Raw genomic sequence first — 3,406 nt, forward strand, 5'->3', positions numbered from 1 at the left:
GCGGAGCCGACGTGGCCTGGTGGCGGGTGATCCGGGCCGGCGGCGAACCGCCGCAGGGCCTCGCCCGGCAGGCGGCCCCACACTACGAGGCGGAAGGGACCCCGCTGCGTCGCACCTCAGGACCAGCACAACACGACGACGGCGGTACGGCCCGGGTGGACATGGCACAGGCACGCTGGGTGCCGCGGACGGCCGACCAGCTGAAGCTTGAGGAGGTATATCTGCGCCTGCGCCCGTCGGTGGATGGAATGTCGGAGCCGGATGATGGTCTTCATTCATGACACCGCAGCTTCGCCTTCCCAGCAGGGCAGAGGGATCCACCGCGCAATTTGTTCCCAGCCCCGATCAGGAAAGGATCCTGGAGCTCGGGTCCGGCTGCGGACCTGTCCTGGTGCTGGGCGGCCCCGGGACGGGTAAAACAACGGTGCTGATCGAAGCGGCGGTTCGACGGATCAGTAGTGGATCGCTCCATCCGCGGGAGATCCTGATGATTACGCCGTCGCGGGTTTCCGCTGCGCGGTTGAGGGACAACCTCACCTCACGGCTCGACCGCAGCCTGAGTGCAGCGCCCGCGCGGACCTGGTCCTCCTACGCTTTCGACCTGGTGCGGCGCGCCCGGATCCATGGACTGCTGCCGCATCTCGACCGGGCTCCGAGGCTACTGTCCGGTGCGGAGCAGGATCTGATCATTAGGGAACTCCTTGATGGACATCGCAGAGGGATGTCCAGACGGCCGAATTGGCCTGAGAATCTTTCTCTGGCACTGGGTACCCGCGGGTTCCGGCAGGAGATCAGGGAGCTCTTCGACCGGGTCAGCGAGTACGGGGCGCACGCGGAGGAGCTGGCTGCGTTTGGCGACCGCTTCGACCGTGCGGACTGGCAGGCAGCAGCAGCACTGTATTCGGAATACCGCGACGTACTGGACCTCAGAATGCCGGAAGCATTCGATCCCGCAGGAATCCTGACCGCCGCACGGAGCATCCTCGAGCTACATCCTGACTTTCTCGCGGAGGAACAGGTTCGACACCGGCTGGTCCTGGTGGACGACTACCAGGAGGCCAACATCGGGGTTCACGCCCTCCTCAGCCTGTTGGTGCGCAAAAACGACCTTATCGTGACCTCCTGTCCCGACACCGTCGTTCAGGGTTTCCGTGGTGCAAGGCCTGAACTGACGGCCAGGCTCGGCCAACTGTGGGACGTGCACCCGACGCGGACCATGCTGTTGACCACGTCCCACCGCCTGCCTGCGCCCTTGGCTTCCGCCTGGCAGAATGTGGCGTCCCGAATCTCAGTTGCGGGCGCCGCACCGGCCCAGCGTCAGCTGACCCCAGCCAATCTGGGCGATTCCCATGCCAAGGTGTCCGCACATGTGGTGGATTCTTCCTTCCACGAACTGCGTTATGTGCTCCAGCGGATACTCGAAGCCCACGTGGGTCAGGGGCGCAGCCTTGATGACGTAGCCGTGATTGTCCGCACCGGAGCACAGGCCGCGGAGATCCAAAGGTATCTGGTGGGTCAGGGCGTCCCGGTGAACGTTCCGGCGGGGGAAAAGGCCATCCGGGATGAGCCGGCCGTCCGTCCGCTCCTGGAAATTCTAGCGCTGGTCCTCGGCGATTCCGCCGTGGACGCGGATCTGGTGGTTTCCCTCCTGGGGTCGAGGGTGGGAGCCGCCGGAACGCTTGAAATCAGGCGGCTGCGGCAGGCATTGAGACGACGTGAGGTGGAATCCGGGGGGAGCAGGAGCAGCGATGAATTGTTGATTGAAGCATTCCAACAACCGGACAAGATACCCGGTCCGCGGGAAGCCCGGCCAATCAGGAGGCTTGCCGCGGCCATTCACGCCGGCGGCGCCGCTTTGAAGGAGCCGGGATCAAATCCCGAATCAGTACTGTGGGCCATCTGGTCGGCACTCGGTCTTTCCGACCGCTGGGCTGCCGCCGCCGTTGCGGAGGGGCCGGGGTCAGCCCGCGCCGACCGTGACCTCGATGCGGTGGTGGCGCTCTTCCAGACTGCCGAGCGCTTTGTGGACCAAATGCCGGGCGCTCCGGCCGCACTTTTCCTGGAGTACCTGACCAACCAGGAGCTGCCCATGGACACGTTAGCCCCGAGGGCACAGAAGGCGGGATCGGTGGCCGTGATGACGCCGGCATCCGCAGCCGGCAGGGAATGGCCGGTGGTTATTGTGGCGGGGATCCAAGAGGGTGTGTGGCCAAACCTGCGGCTGCGCGGAGAGTTGTTGGGTTCCGGCGAGCTTGCCTCGCTCATGGATCATGGCCCCGATTTCCGACAGTATCGAGACCCTCTGAGCCTGATGCGCGAGACGCGTTTCGACGAGCTCCGAAGTTTTTCGACCGCCGTCTCACGCGCGGGTTCCGAGCTGATCTGCTGTGCCGTGGCGTCTGACGATCAGCAACCGTCTCCGTTTCTCGACCTGATTGATCCCTTACCTGATGGTGTGTTGGAGCGCGCGCGCACCGAGGTGAACCGCCCTCTGACACTGCGCGCACTCGTGGCCGAGCTGAGAAAATTTGCCCAGCAGCCCGACGCCTATCCTGAATGGTCACGGGAGGCCGCACACCACCTGGGCACCATGGTCAATCACCCCATCACGGTCCCTGGGGCCGCACCGGATACTTGGTGGGGATTGGGCCCGTTGTCCTCTGCCCTGCCAGTGGTACCGGAGGATCAGGTCATTCCGGTCTCGCCCTCCAAGGTTGACGCTGTGATGCGGTCTCCCCTGAACTGGTTTGTTTCGGCCGCGGGCGGTGAGCGGCCAACGGACTTCGCCCGCTCACTCGGTACCCTTGTGCACTCCATCGCGCAGGAACTGCCAGACGCGACAGGAAGCGAGTATCTGAAGGAACTCCTGCGCCGATGGCCGGCTCTCGGCATGAAAGACAACTGGGAGGGAAGGATCGATTTCAAGCGTGCGGAAGGCATGGTGCGTAAACTTGCCCGCTATGTCGTGGCGATGCGGCAGGATGGCCGCTCGCTGGTGGCCACGGAAGTCGACTTCAGTGTCGATCTGCCGGTCACCGTGGAAAACTGCCGGCGGTATGCCCGGCTTCGCGGTCAGATTGACCGGTTGGAGATAGATGAAGCGGGCCGGTTGCACATTGTGGACTTGAAGACCGGTAAGTCCAGTGTGTCCAAAGAAGACGTCCCGTTCCATCCACAACTCGCGGCGTATCAGGTGGCTGTCAATGCCGGGGCACTCGCCGAAACGCCGCAGGGCGCGGCGCCGGCAACCGGTGAATCCGGAGGCGCCTCACTGGTTCAGCTGGGCACTCAAACCAAGGACGCACCGATCCAGCAGCAGCCGGCCGTTGAACCGGTGGATACCTGGGCGCTCGACATGCTCGGCGAAGCGGCAGGGCTGATGTCCGGCTCGGACTTCGACTCGGTG

Annotated in this window: 1 protein-coding gene and 1 pseudogene; both read left to right on the forward strand. The window is 64.4% G+C overall.

Annotated elements, in window-relative coordinates; genetic code table 11:
- Positions 1 to 281 (forward strand): annotated as a pseudogene (locus Y708_RS0105245) (cysteine methyltransferase); the annotation flags it as partial.
- On the forward strand, positions 278 to 3,406 hold a 3,129-nt coding region (locus Y708_RS23020), incomplete at its 3' end, for an ATP-dependent helicase (protein ID WP_081746484.1). The pseudogene Y708_RS0105245 and the gene Y708_RS23020, both read left to right, overlap by 4 nt.

This window comes from Arthrobacter sp. H5, from assembly GCF_000520595.1.
GTDB lineage: Bacteria > Actinomycetota > Actinomycetes > Actinomycetales > Micrococcaceae > Arthrobacter_D.